The sequence below is a fragment of the Bacillus sp. Je.9.29.b genome, assembly GCF_051129925.1.
GTDB classification, from domain to species: Bacteria; Bacillota; Bacilli; order Bacillales; family Bacillaceae; genus Bacillus; species Bacillus safensis.
Genome location: NZ_JBCPSO010000008.1, coordinates 1 through 18018 on the forward strand (window position 1 = coordinate 1; position 18018 = coordinate 18018).

Annotated in this window: 19 protein-coding genes; 10 read left to right on the top strand and 9 right to left on the bottom strand. The window is 42.9% G+C overall.

What is annotated here, in order from left to right:
- The first annotated feature begins 32 nt into the window (after window positions 1–32).
- Window positions 33–86, top strand: a complete 54-nt coding sequence (locus AAZR19_RS15965) for a hypothetical protein (protein WP_421727775.1) — start codon at window positions 33–35, stop codon at window positions 84–86.
- 259 nt (window positions 87–345) lie between these two features.
- Here the strand turns inward: AAZR19_RS15965 and pdaA are convergent, their stop codons facing one another.
- Together pdaA and AAZR19_RS15975 are read right to left on the bottom strand one after the other, a co-directional pair.
- Window positions 346–1137, bottom strand: a complete 792-nt coding sequence (gene pdaA, locus AAZR19_RS15970) for a delta-lactam-biosynthetic de-N-acetylase (RefSeq protein ID WP_163115609.1) — start codon at window positions 1135–1137, stop codon at window positions 346–348.
- Window positions 1138–1238: 101 nt separating this feature from the next.
- Window positions 1239–1430 carry an SE1561 family protein gene (locus tag AAZR19_RS15975; RefSeq protein WP_012009274.1) on the bottom strand — a complete coding sequence of 64 codons (192 nt, stop codon included), beginning with the start codon at window positions 1428–1430 and terminating at the stop codon, window positions 1239–1241.
- Between the two features lie 146 nt (window positions 1431–1576).
- Between AAZR19_RS15975 and yfkAB the strand changes: the two genes are divergently transcribed.
- From yfkAB to AAZR19_RS15995, 4 genes are all read left to right on the top strand, one after another.
- Entirely contained in the window at window positions 1577–2698 is a 1122-nt protein-coding gene (gene yfkAB, locus AAZR19_RS15980) for a radical SAM/CxCxxxxC motif protein YfkAB (protein WP_041106321.1), read from the top strand.
- 7 nt (window positions 2699–2705) lie between these two features.
- Window positions 2706–3542 carry a mechanosensitive ion channel family protein gene (locus AAZR19_RS15985; RefSeq protein WP_048240110.1) on the top strand — a complete coding sequence of 279 codons (837 nt, stop codon included), beginning with the start codon at window positions 2706–2708 and terminating at the stop codon, window positions 3540–3542.
- Window positions 3543–3641: 99 nt separating this feature from the next.
- On the top strand, window positions 3642–4043 hold the full coding sequence (locus tag AAZR19_RS15990) for a nuclear transport factor 2 family protein (protein WP_041106317.1): 402 nt from the start codon (window positions 3642–3644) through the stop codon (window positions 4041–4043).
- Window positions 4044–4174: 131 nt separating this feature from the next.
- Window positions 4175–4894 (top strand): YebC/PmpR family DNA-binding transcriptional regulator, encoded by a 720-nt coding sequence (locus tag AAZR19_RS15995; protein WP_024425262.1) that lies wholly within the window; start codon window positions 4175–4177, stop codon window positions 4892–4894.
- Window positions 4895–5004: 110 nt separating this feature from the next.
- Here the strand turns inward: AAZR19_RS15995 and AAZR19_RS16000 are convergent, their stop codons facing one another.
- The 3 genes from AAZR19_RS16000 to AAZR19_RS16010 form a co-directional block, all read right to left on the bottom strand.
- Window positions 5005–5787 (bottom strand): YfkD famly protein, encoded by a 783-nt coding sequence (locus AAZR19_RS16000; protein ID WP_024425268.1) that lies wholly within the window; start codon window positions 5785–5787, stop codon window positions 5005–5007.
- A gap of 67 nt (window positions 5788–5854) precedes the next feature.
- On the bottom strand, window positions 5855–6922 hold the full coding sequence (cax, locus tag AAZR19_RS16005; RefSeq protein WP_226015329.1) for a calcium/proton exchanger: 1068 nt from the start codon (window positions 6920–6922) through the stop codon (window positions 5855–5857).
- A 65-nt stretch (window positions 6923–6987) separates the two neighbouring features.
- Window positions 6988–7365 carry an OsmC family protein gene (locus tag AAZR19_RS16010; RefSeq protein WP_226015330.1) on the bottom strand — a complete coding sequence of 126 codons (378 nt, stop codon included), beginning with the start codon at window positions 7363–7365 and terminating at the stop codon, window positions 6988–6990.
- A gap of 75 nt (window positions 7366–7440) precedes the next feature.
- On the opposite strand from AAZR19_RS16010, the gene AAZR19_RS16015 reads away from it, so the two are divergent.
- Window positions 7441–8604, top strand: coding sequence for an MFS transporter (locus AAZR19_RS16015; RefSeq protein ID WP_041106310.1), 1164 nt, complete (start codon window positions 7441–7443; stop codon window positions 8602–8604).
- Between the two features lie 16 nt (window positions 8605–8620).
- Window positions 8621–9127, top strand: coding sequence for a GNAT family N-acetyltransferase (locus AAZR19_RS16020; RefSeq protein WP_226015331.1), 507 nt, complete (start codon window positions 8621–8623; stop codon window positions 9125–9127).
- Window positions 9128–9331: 204 nt separating this feature from the next.
- Here AAZR19_RS16020 and AAZR19_RS16025 read toward each other — a convergent pair whose 3' ends face one another.
- The 3 genes from AAZR19_RS16025 to AAZR19_RS16035 are packed head-to-tail and all read right to left on the bottom strand — an operon-like array spanning window position 9332 to window position 10992.
- Window positions 9332–10150, bottom strand: a complete 819-nt coding sequence (locus AAZR19_RS16025; protein ID WP_056767701.1) for a YihY/virulence factor BrkB family protein — start codon at window positions 10148–10150, stop codon at window positions 9332–9334.
- Between the two features lie 27 nt (window positions 10151–10177).
- Window positions 10178–10501, bottom strand: coding sequence for a YtxH domain-containing protein (locus AAZR19_RS16030; RefSeq protein WP_041106306.1), 324 nt, complete (start codon window positions 10499–10501; stop codon window positions 10178–10180).
- A 20-nt stretch (window positions 10502–10521) separates the two neighbouring features.
- Window positions 10522–10992 carry a low molecular weight protein-tyrosine-phosphatase gene (locus tag AAZR19_RS16035; protein ID WP_024425273.1) on the bottom strand — a complete coding sequence of 157 codons (471 nt, stop codon included), beginning with the start codon at window positions 10990–10992 and terminating at the stop codon, window positions 10522–10524.
- Window positions 10993–11166: 174 nt separating this feature from the next.
- Here AAZR19_RS16035 and AAZR19_RS16040 point away from each other — a divergent pair, with 174 nt between their 5' ends.
- Window positions 11167–12522: an alanine/glycine:cation symporter family protein gene (locus tag AAZR19_RS16040; protein WP_041106305.1), complete on the top strand. Its 1356-nt coding sequence runs from the start codon at window positions 11167–11169 to the stop codon at window positions 12520–12522.
- A 77-nt stretch (window positions 12523–12599) separates the two neighbouring features.
- Window positions 12600–12815 (top strand): DUF1128 domain-containing protein, encoded by a 216-nt coding sequence (locus AAZR19_RS16045; protein WP_003214000.1) that lies wholly within the window; start codon window positions 12600–12602, stop codon window positions 12813–12815.
- 107 nt (window positions 12816–12922) lie between these two features.
- Here AAZR19_RS16045 and AAZR19_RS16050 read toward each other — a convergent pair whose 3' ends face one another.
- Window positions 12923–13441, bottom strand: a complete 519-nt coding sequence (locus AAZR19_RS16050; RefSeq protein WP_024425275.1) for a type 1 glutamine amidotransferase domain-containing protein — start codon at window positions 13439–13441, stop codon at window positions 12923–12925.
- A 254-nt stretch (window positions 13442–13695) separates the two neighbouring features.
- Between AAZR19_RS16050 and AAZR19_RS16055 the strand changes: the two genes are divergently transcribed.
- The gene (locus tag AAZR19_RS16055; RefSeq protein ID WP_434703727.1) at window positions 13696–17982 is read left to right on the top strand and encodes a multifunctional 2',3'-cyclic-nucleotide 2'-phosphodiesterase/3'-nucleotidase/5'-nucleotidase; all 4287 of its coding nucleotides are present in this window, start codon (window positions 13696–13698) and stop codon (window positions 17980–17982) included.
- The last annotated feature ends 36 nt before the right edge of the window (window positions 17983–18018 follow it).

Sequence of the window (18018 nt, forward strand, 5' to 3'; positions counted from 1 at the left end):
ATATTGATTATTATAACAATATCCGAATTCAATTGAAATTAAACAGCCAGTCACCAAAAGAGTTTCGGCAACTGGCTGTTTTATAAAGGTGTTTTGATCCCTGTCTCAAAAACGGGGGTCAGTCCCTCTTCTGCAGGCTTTTTGATTATTGACAAAGGGCTAAAATGATCTTGATTTTAGCCCTTTGTCTTCTTTTCAGCGTGATAGAAAACCTTTGCAGTCTAGGAAGGACGAGCATCGGAGCGGAGCGAATTTGACATTCGTGAGCACCGAAGCGCAGAACTGACAAAGAATGCGAGGGTTTGTCTACACGCTGAAGCCTGCAGGTCTTCTGCAGGCTTCTTTCTATAGCTGTGGCAGATGCCATACCTTTTCAAGCATGAGATCGTCTAGACTTTTAAAGGAATATCCTTGTTTTTTCAAAGCGGTGATGGCATCATCCAGCGCTTCGGCATTGTCTCTTGAGACGGTATGAAGTAAGTAAATGGCACCTGGGTGCGCCTGCTTCATCATTTGATCATAAGCATACTGTTTTCCTTTTTGATGATGGATATGCCAGTCGACAAACGCCACTGACCAGAAAACCGTTTGGTAGCCGAGCTGTTTTGTTTCTTTTAATACCCTTTCACTGAACACACCGCGCGGCGGACGAAGATAGAGGTTATCCTGTTTTCCTGTGATTTTGTACACAGCTTCATTGACACGATCCAGCTCTTCTTTGATTTCCTTTGTACTCTTTGTTGTTAAATCTGGATGATGATAGGAATGGTTGCCAATGATATGACCTTCTTCTGCCATACGTTTGACAAGCTCCGGCTGGTCCTTTACAAAGTGACCTGTCACAAAAAAGGTGCCTGGTACTTGATGTTTTTTCAGCACGTCTAAGATCTTGGGCGTGTACCCATTTTCATAGCCATTGTCGAAAGTAAAATAAATCTCTTTCTTTTTCGTGTTGCCTAAATAGAACGCATCATACTTTTTTAAGAGTGCCGTCAATTCTTTGCCCGCATCCGGCGGCCTGTGCTCTTTACTTTTCGCAAATCCCCAGTGGATGGGCTTATTAGACACGGCTCCTGCTTCTGAAAGAGGCATGGAAACAAAAAGCGCACATAAACAGATCAGCATGAATTTTTTCATTTACGTCACTTCCCGGTTTTTCTTCTATTGTGCAGAATAAGACCGAGACTCATACACCGATTCACCTGCCAATTTAAAGAAAAAAGCCCGCACTGCGCGAGCTATTCTTCCTTCCAATCATTTTTAAACCGTTCATATTTCGCTTCCAGGTCGTCAATCATCTGGATCAGTCTGTCTATATCCTCAACGTCTGTTGATTCAGGATCTAATGAATCAATCACATTCATAAACATATCTAACCGGTTCTTTAAATAATCAACCTGCTGCTCTTTGCTGTCTGCTGCCTTACCCATCGATACACTCCCTTTAGCATTTGTTTATAGCTTATCTTTTTTTCCCTTGTAAATCAATTGTGTCCCCCTTGCGTATAACCGTGATGAGGCTTAAAATTAACTGTTGGCGGGTCTACGTTTGCCCGAATGAAAAGGAGATAGATACCATGAACCAAAAAACAGCACTTCGTCCGATCACACCTGCATACGACCCTTGGGAAGCCTATCTCGATGTGCAGGATTACGGAGAAATGAAGCTGACAAATATTGAATTTACGACAACAACGCTGTGTAACATGAGATGTGAGCATTGTGCGGTCGGTTATACCTTACAGCCTAAGGATCCGAATGCGCTGCCGATTGATTTGTTACTTCGCCGTTTAGATGAAGTTCCGCTTCTGCGCTCACTTAGTATTACAGGCGGAGAGCCCATGCTTTCTCTTAAATCTGTACGGGAATATGTCGTCCCTTTATTAAAGTATGCCCATGAACGCGGCGTGCGTACACAAATCAATTCAAACTTAACCCTTGATTTGGCGCGATATGAAGAAATTATTCCATACTTAGATGTCCTTCACATTTCACATAACTGGGGCACTGTCGAAGAGTTTGCAACGGTCGGTTTTGCCATGATGGATCGAAAACCAACCTTTGAACAGCGCGAGAAATTATTTAACCGCATGATTGAAAATAGTCAGGCACTTGTCAAAGCGGGCGTCACCGTATCCGCTGAAACCATGCTGAATAAGCGCACGCTTCCATATATCGAACACATCCACCGACAAATCGTCGAGGAAATGAAATGCCAGCGCCACGAAGTTCACCCGATGTATCCAAGTGATTTCGCCAGCGCTCTTGAATCATTGACGCTTCCGCAAATGCGGGATGCGATTCATCAGCTGCTTGATATTCGTGATCAAAACACATGGATGCTGTTTGGCACCCTGCCATTTTATTCATGCAGCACAGATGAAGAAGACCAGCGACTCCTCAACCGATTGCGCCAGGAGAAAAATGTCACGGTACGAAATGACCCTGATGGACGCTCACGGTTGAATGTGAATATTTTTGATGGGAATATTATTGTGACAGACTTTGGCGATACACCACCGCTTGGAAACATTGCAACTGATACATTGCAATCAGCCTATACACGCTGGATGGACACGAAATTAGCAAAAGAACTAAATTGTCATTGCCCAAGCGTGCAGTGCCTCGGTCCGAATGTTTTAGTGAAAAACAGTTATTATCAAGATGTTGATTTTACTTCTCGTACAGCCAGGGGGTAACCGATAGATGGACGATACATTTCTGACAGTGGTCAAAAATAAATATATTGAAATTCTCCTTGTTGGACTCGTTCTTTGGCTTGCCGTCTTTATGATTAACAAAGCCCTTCAAATTTTCTTTAAACGAACTGAGTTTATAGAGGACAAAAAGAAGAAAACGATCGAGAGCTTGGTCAAATCGGTCACGCAATACACCGCTTCGATTTGCTTTGTGCTCTATGTCATTTCTCTTTTCTTTCATGACTTTGGGAAAATTCTTGCGGGTGCTGGTGTCGCTGGGATCGTCATCGGTTTTGGCGCTCAGACGCTGATTCGTGATATTTTAGCAGGCGTTTTTCTCATCTATGAACGCCAGATTCATAAAGGAGATTATGTGACGGTGAATAACCTCTTTAATGGAACCATTGAAGAGATTGGTCTCCGCTCTCTGCAAATTAGAGAATGGAGCGGCAAGCTGTTAACCATTTCTAACGGAGATATCCGGCAAATCCAAAACTATAACATGCACTACATGCGGATTACGGAATCTGTGTTAATTAGTGCGAATCAAAACCCTGATATCGCCTTTCAAGCACTTGAATCAGCATGTGACAATTTAAATCAAATGCATCATGATTTTCTTAAAAAAGATGAATTCCAAAACGCCATTGAACCCTTTCAGGTTCATGGAATTATGGGTCTGAATAAGCTGAATCGCGGGATTGAAATCACAGTAAAGGGAATGGTCGAAGACGAAAAATACTTCGACGCCGCCCTCGCTGTGCGAAAAGAAATGATCAAACAACTTCATCAGCATGATGTCAAATTGCTTGAGGATCTCGCTTATCCCCAGCCTGCAAAATAACCTCATTTATGATGGGGTTATTTTTTTATTTGTTTTTTGTTAACCAGTTAATTATAATGTAATTTAGTTAATCAGTTAACAAAAGAGAGGATGTATGAAATGACAAAAACAGAAGCAATTTCTTTCATCAAGGAGATGTATCAAGAGGTGTTAACCAAGTTCGATGTAAAAAAGGTGGAGACTTATTTTTCACCTGACTATCAGCAAGTGACCGATGGGAAGGTTTCCACTCTTGATGAATTTAAAAAGCATCTATCCACATTAAAAGAAATGACAACACAGCTTGATATCCCCACCTTTCATGATGTGTTATTTGATGAAGAAACGCAGCAGGCGTGTTTTCGTTACACGGTACATGTTGACCTCACAAGCGGAGACGGGGGTTTAATAGATGTCACAGCTCTTTTCACCTTATTAGATGGCAGGATTATCCGATGTGACGAGCTGACTCGGGCTCACGAAAAACATGAAATGCTTGAAACGCTTGGGCACATTTGCTAACAATTCTCTTCACTTCAGCCCTCTTACTTCTATCCCCTTGACTGATTCATGTATAATAGATAGCAGAATGATTTCATGCAGCATGGGGACCCTCATACTGTGTATTTTCTAAGTGAAAGAGAGTGAATAAGATGGGTCGTAAGTGGAACAACATTAAAGAAAAGAAAGCATCAAAGGATGCCAGTACAAGTCGTATTTACGCAAAATTCGGGCGTGAAATCTATGTGGCTGCCAAACAAGGTGAGCCAAACCCAGAATCAAACCAAGCACTTCGTTTTGTCCTAGAACGTGCAAAAACATATAGTGTCCCAAAACATATTGTGGACCGTGCCATTGAAAAAGCCAAAGGCGGTGCGGAAGAGAACTTCGATGAGCTGCGCTACGAAGGATTTGGTCCAAACGGATCCATGGTGATCGTTGACGCCCTCACCAATAACGTGAACCGTACAGCTTCAGATGTTCGAGCAGCATTTGGGAAAAACGGTGGAAACATGGGCGTAAGCGGCTCTGTTGCCTACATGTTTGACGAAACAGCTGTCATCGGTGTCGAAGGAAAAAGTGAAGAAGAAACGCTTGAGCTTTTAATGGAAGCTGACGTTGATGTACGTGACATCATGGAAGAAGATGAAACGGTGATTGTGTACGCTGAACCAGATCAATTCCATCAAGTACAAGAAGCATTCAAACAAGCCGGCGTAGAAGAATTCACTGTCGCTGAAATCACAATGCTCCCACAAAACGAAGTGACATTAGATGATGAATCGAAAGCACAATTTGAAAAGCTGATCGATGTATTAGAAGAGCTTGAAGACGTGCAGCAGGTTTATCATAATGTGGATTTAGGGGAATAAAAAACTTAAGCCATAGTAGTCGTTAGGTTCATTCAACTTCTACTATGGCTTTTTTATTTTCTTTAAAAATCATGGATAAAGCGTTAATGTCTCTCCTATTGATAAGGAGATTAATTCATCCCTTGAAACCCAAACGTCAAGTGATCCTGAACAGGAATCCAAGCGCCGATTCCTTGTGAGGTTACGTTTTTCACGACGAGTTTTCGTTTATTTCCTTTTAGCACAAGGTACACTTCTCCGTATGTGACCTTACCTTTTTCGTTAATCGCTGGTGCATAGGCATGAAGCGATGCTGCTTTTTTCGGAGAGACGTGGTATGACTGATCTCGTTTTGTTCCTGCACCAATCACGGTGTCAAAAGCGAGGGGCAGCTTTGTTTTTTGAATCGCTTTTTGCATCATCAATGTTTTCACATCTTCTGGGTTCGGCACTTTTGCTGTGAGCCCGCCGCTTACTTTCACTTGCTGCTTTTGAACGTATTTTCCAATGGCTGTTTTGTTGCCGCCTCTGTTATCAATGTGGTTCGTATTCACTTTTTTGTATTCCCAGTTGGCGACCGTTTCGTTTGAATCGTAGCTCAGCGCCCATCTCCCGAGGAAAATGGTCGCACGGTATCCAACCGCTAACGGCGTCCCTGAAATGCTGGATTCATTCAGCATTTTAATCAAATGAGTATTCTCAATCGGTACACTTGTTGTTTTGAACAATTCAGCCGTCAGCTCGCTCGGCTGGAGCAGCGGCTGATCCTGTGACGCGTTTGGATACGTATTCTCCTTGGAGATACTGGCGACAGAGGATGGCACTTTAAATGGCTTTGCCGCCTCCGCTGGAAAGCTGTATAGAAAACTTAAGGATAAGAGAACAACAAACATGATGCGTAGCATCTTTTTCATATCATCACTCTTTCTCATTCATTTTTCCATAGTATTTTCCGCAAAGACGTCCCTTATCCACAAAAGATTATAAAAGGAAAAATCCAATCGCCATAATAAAATAGGCAGCGAGTAATGTGGCGCCTTCAAACCAGTTTGTATCCCCATCATTTGATAAAATCACCGTGAGCAGCACAGAGGATGCCATAGCAATGAGCTCTGGCAAGGAGAAAATGAGCGGCATCTGCTTGTCGAAAAATAGCGAGCTGATGACAAGAATCGGCGCGACCATCATGGCAACCTGAAGCGTGGAGCCAAAGGCGATTTCTACTGCGACATCCATTTTGTTTTTATACGCCATGATGACAGCTGAGGCATGTTCTGCTGCGTTGCCGACGATGGCTACAATAATGACCCCGATAAACAGCTCGCTCCAGCCAAACTGTTCTCCCACCGTATCAAATGTATGAACGAGGCGCTCTGAAATGTACGCTACTGCGATCGTCGAAAGCAGCAAAATCACGGTGGCAAACTTCCCAGACCATTCAGGTGTTTCTTCTTCCGTCTCCGCTTCACCTTCCATGCCCTCCTGCTTGGCAACATAGACACCGCGGTGGCTGACCAGTTTGAAATAGAGCGCCGCGACATAAAGCAAAATCATCACAATGCTGATCCCAATGCTTAAAACAAACTGTTTATTCTCTGCCATCTCCATCGAAAACACTTCTGGAATGACAAACGCTACAATAATGGCAAACATGAGCAAGCCTGAATTGTGCCTTGCATCATGGACATTGAACACTTGGCGCTTATATTTTAATCCGCCAACGAAAAAAGACAGCCCCGCCACAAGCAGTAAATTTCCAATGACTGATCCAGTTAATGAAGCAAGTACGATGGCCGTCAGTCCTTGCTTTAAGGCAAAAAACGATATGATTAATTCCACTGCATTTCCAAATGTGGCGTTTAAAAGTCCGCCAATTCTAGGTCCCGCAATGATGGCAAGACTTTCTGTGGCTCTTCCCATAAAACTAGCAAGGCCAATAATGGCGATACAATAAACGGCAAACATGATGACCTGCGGGAAATGAAGAAAACTGCCAATCACCGATAGCGGAACACCGATTGCGACAATCACAAGAAATAAACGATTCATACAGCCATTCTCCTTTACATATGTCTGACTGTTATTCTTTCGTGAGTGCCGGCATCGTATACATTTTAGATTCGCGCGTGTGAGAAGGTGATATCAATACTCCCTTTCACGGACTGCACCATAGAGCAATGCTTCAATGCAAGGGTGATCACTTTATCGATTTGTTCATCAGATGTATTGATGTCTTCAAATAAGATATGTAAATGAATGCAGGAAATTTTGTTTACAGCTCCTGCCCTTGTCGTTTCAGGTGTGATCGTCATCCCTTCATAGGATATTCGCTTTTTATGGCATACATGAGTGAGCATTTCTCCAAAGCAGCCTGCAATGGCTGAGGTGAACAACTGTGATGGGCGGTACCCCGTTTCTTCTTTTCCTGAAATATGCAGCTGCCCGTCTTCAATATGTGAGATCCAATGATCCTTTTCGTATGTCAGCTTCATTCCTTTCCCACCTTTCTATTGAAACCCCTATGGTTCCATTGTACGATGAAAGCATGAACTTGTAAGGAGCATTTTATGTCGAGAATTCACTTTATGATTTTAATTTTACTTGTATCCGTATCTGGTTTTTCACAGGGTGCATTACTCCCTGTTATTTCCATTATCTTTGAACATGCCGGTACTTCTCCTACGTTAAACGGCCTGCATGCCACAGGCTTATATCTCGGTGTGCTGCTTGCGTCTCCTTTTATGGAAGCACCGCTTCGCCGGTTTGGATTTAAGCCGTTAATCGTCATTGGAGGCGCCGCTGTCTTTTTAAGCTTGTTTAGCTTTGTGTTTTTTGAATCTTATGTCGTCTGGTTCTTTCTCCGGCTCATGATCGGGATTGGTGACCATATGCTGCATTTCTCTACACAGACGTGGGTGACCTATGCTTCATCATCAAGAAATCGCGGACGAAATATTTCATTGTATGGATTATCGTTTGGACTCGGTTTTGCAGCCGGCCCCTTTTTAACGCCGCTCATTGAGATCAATCCATCTTTGCCTTTTATTGTTTCTGGTGCCGTTAGTTTATGTATTTGGCTGCTTGTGTTTGTTTTAAAAAATACATATCCAGATACAGGCGAAGTGCAAACGTCAGAGCAGACAAACAGTTTGAAGCGCTTTAAAAAGGCCTTTCAATTTGGCTGGGTCGCCTTTATGATGCCATTTTGCTATGGCTTTTTAGAAACGACGCTTAATAGTAACTTCCCTGTGTATGCACTCAGAAGCGGTGTGACAGTAGATGCGGTTGCGTTTATTTTACCTGCGTTTGCCATAGGAAGCATTGTCTTTCAGCTTCCTCTTGGGATGCTCAGTGACCGGTTTGGCAGGCGCCGCATCATTTTATGTGTGACACTCGCTGGATCATTCTTTTTCCTTTTGGCAGGAATTTTCATTCAATCCGTTTTGGCTGTTGCCATCTGTTTCTTTATTGCCGGAATGGCTGTAGGCTCTACCTTCTCACTTGGCATCAGTTATATGACCGACTTATTGCCAAAGCATCTGCTTCCCGCCGGGAATTTGATGTGCGGGATGGCGTTTAGTGCAGGCAGTATTCTCGGGCCGGTACTCGGAGGATTCTTTGTGCAAACGTTTGAAGGAATGAATTTACTTTACCTTGTCAGCATCGTGATATTATTTGTGTTTTGCTGCGTTCGATTTGGGAGAACGCAGGCAGTGCTGGAAAGTCACTAAAATGGGGGATCAATCGTTGTTTACACATCACATCACAAATGACTTGACTTTGGCATCTCTACATTTAGATGATGCGGACACACTATTTAGTCTTATTCAAAAGAATAAGGTCCATTTAGGGGAGTGGCTGCCTTGGGTTCATCACTGCAAAAGCATAGAAGCTGTCAAAACGTTTATTCAATCAACTCAAACCACCTACAATGAACAAAAAGGATTGGAAGCTGGCATTCAGCTGAACGAGCAATTAATCGGTGTGTTCCGTCTGACATTTAATCAACAATTAGGCAATATCGGTTATTGGATTGATGAAGACGCGCAAGGACAGGGCATTGTGACAACCATCGTCAAATCTATGACAGAAACCTTTGCTCCTAAAGTCGATGGATTTGAAATTTTTTGTCCTGCTGGTCATGTCAGGAGTGAACGTGTAGCGATAAACGCAGGTTTTCAGCATGATCCTCACTACCAGTCAAAACCTGATACAGCTTTTATCCTTAAGCAATATATACGATTGTCGAAATAAAAACTCCCCTGCACCGCAGAGGAGTTTTTTCATTTAATGATAACCATTTTGCCCGTTTGCACTGCCGCTTGTTTTGTGCTTTGGCTGATGGCCTTTGTTTTGTTTCGTGTTGCTTCCGCCTTTTTTTGATTGTTTGGACATATGTGATTCCCCCATCCATCAAGATTGAACATGTTCGTTCTTCTTTAGGATGCCCGAATTTCTTCACACCTTGCCTGGTACGATTTTACGCTTATGTAAAAGCGCATTGAGCTCGCCGCCCAGGATAATCATGATGCCGGTTAAATAAAACCAGATCATCAAAATAATGATTCCCCCAATACTTCCGTACATCGCGCTGTAATTCGCAAACTCGCCTACGTAAAATGAGAACAGCATGCTCACTAAGATCCATCCAATTGACGCAAAAATGGCACCTGGCAGAACAAATTTCAATTTCAGCCTAATGTTTGGGGCGAAATAGTACAAGGATGTAAACACAATCAATAAAATCAGCGGGCTAATGATCCATCTCATGGCCGTCCAAACGGTGAGAAAGGCATCTGACTGCCCGACTAATTCAGCGAGAAATAAGCCAAGTTCTTTTCCAAAGACAGGCAGCATTAAGGCAAAAATAATCGTGAGAACCATTGCGATGGTTAAGATGATTGATGTTAAACGTACGAGAATGAAGGAACGATTTTCCTCAACTTCGTAAGCATGGTTAAATGCTCTGACGACGGCATTAATCCCGTTAGATGCAGACCAAAGGGCGGCAATAATCCCGAAAGACAGCAGTCCGCCGTTACGGCTGTTCAGTGTCTCTTCGGCAATGGATTCAATCATCGAAAGCGCTCCTTCTGGCGCATAACCAGAGATGACGCTTAGGACATCCTTCGACGTCAGCGGCAAATACCCAACGAGTGTCAGCACGAAGATGAGAAACGGAAATAATGAAAGCAGAAAGAAATAAGCAAGCTCAGCAGATTTTGCCGGTCCTTCATGCAGCAAAAAGCGTTCAATTAACGCTTTAATAAAACCCATACGCCTCATCTCCAATGATCAATCTTTCTATTTCGATCGAAAGTGATCCTTTGTTTCTTCAATAATCTCTAATACTTTTGGGGTTGTTTCCTTTAACTGATTGACTTGTTCATTTAAAAATGACAAATCATCTGAGACTGTTCGCATCAGCTGCTTCGTTTCTTCCATTTTTTCTTTCATGCAAGCAGAAATTCTGGCTGGCTCCTGACGGTATTCCGCCAGCTTTTCCTGACAGTCATCCCATTTGTCTTTGAGCGCGATTCTCGTTGGCCGATGAAATAATGTCAGCAGTGCACCGCAAGCTGCTCCTATCACAGCTCCTCGAAGCATGATTTGATTTTTTTCTTCCATCTCGTCTGATCTCCTTTCAGTTAAAGGTGTTTCTCTTTTTTTACATACGTCAAAAAACGATCAATTCCTTTTTCAATTAAATCATGTACTTCCTCAAAGTTTCCAGTGTAATAAGGGTCTGGCACATCATCTCGATCGTCGTCTTCAACAAAGTCAAGAAGACGGCCAATAAAGTGATGTTTCCCATAGCCGGCTATACTGCGAAGTGCTCCTACATTTTCAGCATCCATCGCAATGATATAGTCGTATGCTGTGATGTCCTCATCTATGATTTGTCTTGCGGACATCCCTTCATAGCTGATTCCTTTTTCATCAAGCAGCTTTCGTGTTCCTTCATGCGGAGGACTGCCTTGATGCCAGCCGCCAATGCCTGCTGAATCAATGACAAAGTGCTCGCTTAGCCCCTCATCTTCTACTCGTTTTCTAAACATGGCCTCTGCCATCGGTGATCTGCAAATATTGCCAAGACATACGAATAATACATGAATCATCCTTCATTCTCCTCCTATCTTTTCCCTAAGACTCCCTTTTGAAAACCTTGACTTTATCATATCAAGTCCTTTTTCTTTTGGAAACTTTGCAAGAAAAGCTCTCATCGCCATTGACAAAATACACAAAAACAGGAGAAACTTTAGGAGAATTACACAAACAAAGGGGGATATTAGATGGGAATAATTGAGCAGTTTGTCACGACGATGAACAATTTTTTGTGGGGGCCTCCCCTGTTGATTTTAATTGTTGGTACTGGAATATACCTCACCTTTCGCGTTCTCTTCATTCAAATTAGATTACTTCCTTATTCTTTAAAGCTCGCTTTTTCAAAACAAGACAAAATATCAGAAGGAGATATTTCTCATTTCCAAGCGTTAATGACGGCTCTTGCTGCAACTGTCGGTACAGGGAATATCGTCGGTGTGGCCTCCGCTGTTATAGCCGGTGGTCCTGGTGCAGTTTTCTGGATGTGGTTTGCTGCATTTTTCGGGATGGCCACCAAGTTTGCAGAAGCTGTTCTTGCTGTAAAATACAGGGTCAAAAACGAAAAAGGCGAAATGTCTGGCGGACCAATGTATTATTTAGAGCATGGATTAAAACAGAAATGGCTAGGGGTACTATTTGCTGTTTTCGGCGCCAGTGCTGCCTTTGGGATCGGCAATCTGGTCCAGTCTAATTCCATCTCAGGCGTCATGAATTCTACATTTCAAATTCCAACATGGGTAACAGGTATCATCATTACGGCTTTTACAGCGCTTGTGATTTTAGGCGGAATCAAAAGCATTGGCCGGGTCACATCTATCTTTGTACCCGTCATGGCTTTATTTTACGTCATTTGCGGTCTAATTATCCTTGTTATGAATGCTGATCTTGTTCCAGGCGCAGTCAGTCTTATTTTCTCAGATGCCTTTACTGGTCAAGCCGTAGCAGGGGGTGCAATTGGGACTGTCATTCGCTGGGGTGTCGCACGAGGAGTTTTTTCCAATGAAGCAGGTCTTGGGTCAGCACCAATTGCTGCTGCAGCTGCGAAAACGGATATGCCTGCCCGCCAGGCTCTCGTCTCTATGACTCAAGTGTTTATTGATACCATCATTGTTTGTTCTATCACTGGCATTACCATTGTCATGGCAGATATGTATTTAACAGTGAAAAGCGATGCGCTGACTTCGTTATCCTTTGCTCACTTCCTCGGTCCAGCTGGCTCAACCATTGTGGCAATCGGACTGCTCTTGTTTGCCTATTCAACCATCATTGGCTGGTCCTATTATGGAGAGAAATGCTTTACATATTTGGCGAAGGATTCGTACGTCATGTATTATCGCATCGTCTTTGTGATGGCTGTCTTTTTTGGTGCCGTGTTTAAGAATGACTTCGTATGGGGCGTAGCAGATATGCTGAATGGTCTGATGGCCATTCCAAACTTAATTGGCCTTATTGGTTTATCGGGCGTTGTCGTATTTGAATCAAAACGAATCATTGAAAAAATTAAACAGGAGAAAAAAGAGAAAAACATCTCGGTGTCGTCTTAATAGCCCTTTTATTCTTTTGCTTTTCTGTTAAAATAGACATATTATTCAACACATATGCAGGAAAGGACGTGCCGCCCTTGTCAGAGCAAAAAGCGGCTGAAGTCAATCAGCTGATTGAAGACATTTCGCAAAAGTTAAATATGCTGAACATTGGAGTCATCAAAGCCGAGGACTTCAGTCCAGACAAGTACGAAGATATTGAATTTCTACACCAAATGGTGATGAAAAAATCTTCATTCAGCCCAAGTGAAATGCAAGCCATCGCAAGCGAGCTAAAAAACTTAAGAAAATAATCGTGCAAAGGAAACTGAATTGCGGTTTACGCCGCTTTCTTCCATCCATGCACAGAAAAAGCCAGCACCCCGCAAGGTGCTGGCTTTGTTTATCCTGTCAAAACTGCTTATTTTGCGAGCAGTTTTAATGATTCACGGTTAAATGCTGGAATGTCATCAGGTGTACGGCTTGTCACAAGCTGATCCTGACAAACAACAACTTCTTCATCTTTGAATTTTGCGCCTGCGTTTTCCATATCTACTTGAATGGATGTATAGCCAGTCGCGCCTCTGCCTTCCAGCGTCTTCGCTGTAATGAGCAACTGTGGTCCGTGACAGATCGCAAATACTGGTTTTTTCTCGTCCATAAATGCTCTTGTGAACTGGACATAGCGGTCATCTGCACGCAGAATGTCTGGTGAGAACCCGCCAGGAATTAGCAGTGCATCGAAGTCTTCAGGCTTCACGTTATCAATGGACGCATCCACTCTCACTTCTGCTTCTCCTTGCTTCCCTTTCACTGTTTTTCCTTTTTCGTTTTCAATTACTGTGATCTCATGGCCTGCATCTTTAAAGGCTTTTGCAGGCTCGGTGAATTCAACATCCTCAAAGTAATCTGTTAATACAACTGCAATTTTCTTACCCATGTAGAAACCCTCCTGCTTGATTATCGTTTACACTACACACTATACCCGGGTACATAGAAATCAAACATCCTATCCCGATCAGAAAACCCCTTATGATAAAAATAAGCATTTAGACTTATTTATATTTCCTCAACAAGGTAATTCGTATGATTTATGTTATCTTTACAATAATCTGCAAAAAATAACTACAAAAGTTAACGAAACATTTCTACAATAGGTATTGTGGTCAAAAAAATTAGAAAGGCGGAGATCAGGTGAAGAAGCAAGCACATAGGTCTAAACGAAGGAAAAACCTGTCTATTCTGCTCACTTCCATTATGATGATTAGTCTCATTCTCCCAGCAGTACCTACTCATGCAGCAATAGAAAACGGCGATGCCGTAAAAGTCAGCATCTTAGCCACAACGGATGTACATGCGAACATGATGAATTACGATTATTACAGCGACAAAGAAACAAATGAATTTGGTTTGGCAAAAACAGCCGAGCTGATTGAAAAGCACCGTTCACAAAATCCAAATACCCTCCTTGTTGATAACGGAGACCTGATTCAAGGGACCCCTCTTGGAGAATACGTTTACAAAAATGAAAAAGACAGTATTATCAATCAAACAAAGGTTCACCCCATTATTCATACACTCAACAAACTAAAGTACGATGCAGGAACACTTGGCAATCATGAATTTAACTACGGATTATCATTTCTTGATGGTACCATTGCCGGCGCTAACTTCCCGATTGTCAATGCGAACGTCAAAAAGCTAAATGGAGAACACCGTTTTACGCCTTATGTGATCCAAGATAAAACCTTTAAAGATGCAAACGGAGCTTCACAAACTGTGAAAGTCGGTTACATAGGATTCGTTCCACCGCAAATCATGACGTGGGATAAGAAGCATTTAGATGGACAAGTTCAAGTGCAGGATATCGTCGAATCTGCCAATGAAACCATTCCTGAAATGAAGGAAAAAGGCGCAGATATCATCGTCGCTCTTGCCCATACAGGAATTGAAAAAACCGCTTCGCCTAAAGGATCAGAAAATATGATCTTTGACCTTGCCACAAAAACGAAAGACATCGATGCGATCGTGTCCGGCCACCAGCACGGCACATTCCCAAGCGCTGAATATAGCGGCGTCGACAAATTCGATGTCTCAAAAGGAACGATCAACGGCATTCCAGTCGTCATGTCAAAAAACTGGGGAAGCTACCTCGGAGTCATTGATTTAACATTAGAGCCTGACGGCAGCAAATGGAAGGTCACAAACGGAACAGGAAAGATTGAATCAGTTGCAGGAGTCACCTCTCAAAACAGCACTGTGAAAGATGCCATTCAAACAACGCATCAAAACACACTTGATTATGTGAGAAAACCTGTCGGTAAAACAGAAGCAGACATTAACAGCTTTTTTGCTCAAGTGATGGATGACCCTTCTATTCAAATTGTGACAGATGCACAAAAATGGTATGCACAAGAAAAAATGAAGGACACGTCATACAAAAACTTACCGATTTTATCTGCAGGCGCCCCGTTTAAAGCCGGCGGCCGAAACGGTGTAAATTATTATACAAATATCGCAAAAGGTGATTTAGCAATTAAAAACATCGGCGATCTCTACCTTTACGATAACACCGTGCAGATTGTCAAACTGAAAGGCAATGAAGTGAAAGACTGGCTTGAGATGTCTGCCGGACAGTTTAATCAGATCAAACCAAACAATTCAAATGAACAGCCTATTTTAAACGAAGAATACCGCTCGTATAACTTTGATGTGATCGATGGTGTCACCTATCAAGTCGATGTGACGCAGCCTGCTAAGTACAGCACAACAGGCACTCTTGTTAATGCGAATGCAAACCGCATCAAAAACCTGTCCTACAATGGGAAACCAGTCTCTGACAATCAAGAATTTTTAGTCGTAACGAACAACTATCGAGCTTCTGGCGGCGGGGGCTTCCCGCATCTGACGCAAGATAAAGTGGTGCTTGCCTCAGCTGATGAGAACCGCCAAGTGCTGATGGATTATATTATCGAACAAAAAACCATCAATCCAAGTGCGGATCAAAACTGGTCCATTGCACCAGTCAAGGGCGCAACAGTCACATTCGAATCTTCTCTTTTGGCTAAGCCGTTTGCTGAAAAATCAAGCAGCGTAGACTTTGTTCGTAACGCCAGCACAGATGGTCTTGGCGTGTACAAGCTAGCCTTTAAAGAGGATGGCACAACAGAACCGCCTGCATCAGACAACTGGAACTTAACGGTGATGCATACAAACGATACACACGCACACCTTGATGATGCGGCAAGACGTGCAACAAAGATTAAAGAAGTTCGATCCGAAAGCAAGAACAACATTTTATTAGATGCTGGAGATGTCTTCTCTGGTGACCTATATTTCACAAAATGGCAAGGACTTGCCGACCTAAAACTCATGAACTTAATGAAATATGATGCCATGACGTTTGGTAATCATGAATTTGACAAAGGTCCTTCTGTTCTTCGTCAATTCCTGACAGGTGATGCATCAGATGTAGATGCGAAAAACCGTCATCAATTTGAAAAGCCTGCATTCCCGATTGTGTCATCAAACGTTGATGTCTCTAAGGAAAAACAATTGAGCGGCTTAGTGAAAAAGCCAGCGACATTTAAAGCTGGTGAGAAAAAAGAAGCTGGGATTTACCCATACATCCTGCTTGATGTAAACGGTGAAAAAGTGGCTGTATTCGGCTTAACCACTGAAGACACGGCCATTACATCCAGCAGCGGTCCTAACATTCAATTCAAGGATGCATACAAGAAAGCAAAAGAAACAGTCAACACGATTCAAACAAAAGAAAAAATCAACAAAATCATTGCTTTAACACACATTGGCTATAACCGTGACCTTGAGCTTGCTCAAAAAGTAGACGGTATTGATTTAATCATTGGCGGTCACACGCACACCCTTGTTGAAAAATTAAAGGTCGTCAATAAGAAAGAACCAACGATTGTCGCCCAGGTAAAAGACTACGGACAATTCTTAGGAAAAGTAGACGTGGCCTTTAATCAAAAAGGAGTCGTACAGCCAAAGGAATCTTCTTTTGACCTCATCACCATCGATGACTCTGTCAAAGAAGATGCCGATGCAAAAGCGATCCTCGATCAGTACAAGGCAGATATTCAAGATTTAAAAACGGAAAAAGTCGGGTCTACCGATGTCCTCTTAGATGGACAACGCGAGCATGTCCGTGCGAAGGAAACGAACCTTGGGAACTTTATTGCTGACGGCATGCTGAAAAAAGCACAAGAATCTGCTGGTGCTGATCTTGCCATCACAAACGGCGGTGGTATTCGAGGCAGCATTGAAAAAGGAGATATCACTTTAGGTGATATTTTAACGGTCATGCCATTCGGAAACACACTCTATGTCGCAGATCTAAAAGGCAGCCAAATTAAGAAAGCACTCGAACAAGGGCTTTCAGGCATTGAGGAAGGCGGCGGCGCATTCCCTCATGTAGCCGGCATTGAATATACGTTTACACTGAGTAAACCAGCTGGCAGCAGACTCATTGATGTCAAACTGAAAGACGAAAACGGCAAACTAACAGACATTGATGATAAGAAAACATACCGCGTGGCGACAAACGCATTTGTCGGCACAGGCGGAGATGGCTACAGCGTCTTTACAGAAGCCTCTCACGGCGAAGACTTAGGCTATGTTGACTATGAAATCTTCAAAGAGCAAATTGAACAGGCAGACGGCGGGCATATTTCTCCTGTCATCGATCACAGAGTGAAAGAAGTGTTCCTTCCGCGTGCGAAAGGAAAAGGCGCCTATGACATTCAAGATGATGAGAAATTCCAAACGTATGTGCAGCATACAAACAAAGCATTGCTCTATTTAGACAAAGCGAGCGAAGCGAAAAACGTTCAATTGTCTCTATCAAAAGCGCAGGTAGCCGAGCTGAAGAAAAGAGAGCAAGATCCAAACGTCACCATCTATCATGACAAAGTGGGACTCGCATTACCGCTCTCCAACTTATCCGAGAAAAGCGCAGATATATGGATGAAAAAGACGAATAAGGTGAAAAATGCATTAACGGATACGTATGATTTCCAAATCAAACAAGATCAGAAAAAGGTTTCTACCTTTAAAGATCCTGTCACACTATCCTTTACATTAGATGAGCCTCAAAAGGCGAAGAAACCTGGTGTATATTATGTAGACCGCAAGAAAAACCGTTATGCCAAAACAAGTAACGGAGCGTTCGAAAATGGGGTCGTATCAGGTCAAACTGAACACTTCAGCGAATATACCGTACTCAACCAAAGCGGGGCAGCTGGAACAACGCCAGATCAAACTGGCGGAGACGGCGGTACATCAGCGCCAGGCGGAGGTACAGATCCAAACCAAGATGGAACCAGACTCCCAGGCGGCACACTGCCAAATACAGCAACGATGATGTATACAGCTGTATTGATTGGCGTACTCATGCTTGCCTCAGGCGGTATCCTATATTACTACCAGCGCAAGCGTACAAGAAATAATGTATCATCCTAAAAAAAGGACAGAGCCTAGGCTCTGTCTTTTCTCATC